Below are 1,061 nucleotides of genomic sequence, written 5' to 3' on the forward strand. Positions count from 1 at the left end.
CCGGGCCGTCACCCATTCCAGCAGGCCGGGGTCGGACAGGGCATGCCGGGTGACATCGGCGGTGCCGGGCAGCACCAGCACGTCCAGCGGCGGCGCGTCGGCAAAGGTGTGGTCGGGGATCATGCGCAGCCCGCCAGCCCCCCGCAGCGCCCCGGGCCGTGCGGCAATGGTCACGATGGTGTCGTTGCCGCCCGCGATGTGTCGTGATGCGGCGAATACCTGCTGCGGGCCGACAAAATCCTGCTCCGCCACCTGTTCGTAGATGTACAGGCCGTAGGTGGTCATGGGTGCTCCCTGTCGTGGTTGTGCGGTTGTCGCGGTTGATGGGTCGCTGCATGCCTGGCGCATGCCGGGCGCAGCCGACGCCCCCCCGGCATGCACCCGCGCGCCAACCCGCCACAACGACACACGCCCCGCAGTTCGCGCCATGGCGAAACCGCAGGGCGTCATGCACCACCGGACAATCAACGCGCGCTCCTGCCCCGGCGCGCCGCCTCAACCGCTGAAGTGCTCCAGATACTGGCTGGGCGTCACACCCATTCGCCGCTGGAAGGCCCGTCGCAACCGCTCCTCGCTGCCGAATCCGGCGGCAGCGGCCACGGTCTGCATGTGCGATTCGCCCGATTCCAGCAGTTCGCGCGCCCGGTCCAGCCGCAACTGCTCCACGTAGCGCGCCGGGCTCATGCCCGTTTCCTGCGGAAATACCCGCGCGAAGTGGCGCGGGCTCATGTGGGCCTGCCCGGCCAGACGTTCCACGCCCAGGTCCTCGCCCAGGCGCGCTTCCATCCAGACGTGCAGCGGGCCGAATCGCGCCCCGGCCCGCGCCTGAGCCCGCAGCGGCGCGCTGAACTGGCTCTGGTTGCCCACCCGTCGCCGGTACACCACCAGCAGCCGGGCCACCTCCATGGCCGTGGCCGGGCCAAGGTCTTCTTCCACCAGATGCAGGGCCAGGTCGATGCCCGCCGTCACCCCGGCGCTGGTCACCACGCCGCCGTCCCGCACGAAGATGGCGTCCGGCTCCACCCGCACCGCCGGATAGGCGGCGGCCAGCCGGGCGCAGG

2 protein-coding genes are annotated in these 1,061 nt (G+C 71.4%); both read right to left on the reverse strand.

The features are described 5' to 3' along the window. Positions 1–285 (reverse strand): type 1 glutamine amidotransferase family protein (locus FVW27_RS16760; protein WP_481850173.1); only part of this gene is annotated, 285 nt, incomplete at its 3' end. Positions 286–495: 210 nt separating this feature from the next. Continuing rightward, positions 496–1,061 (reverse strand): GlxA family transcriptional regulator (locus FVW27_RS16765; RefSeq protein ID WP_167127331.1); only part of this gene is annotated, 566 nt, incomplete at its 5' end.

The sequence above is a fragment of the Nitratidesulfovibrio liaohensis genome (assembly GCF_011682075.1).
Lineage (GTDB): Bacteria > Desulfobacterota > Desulfovibrionia > Desulfovibrionales > Desulfovibrionaceae > Cupidesulfovibrio > Cupidesulfovibrio liaohensis.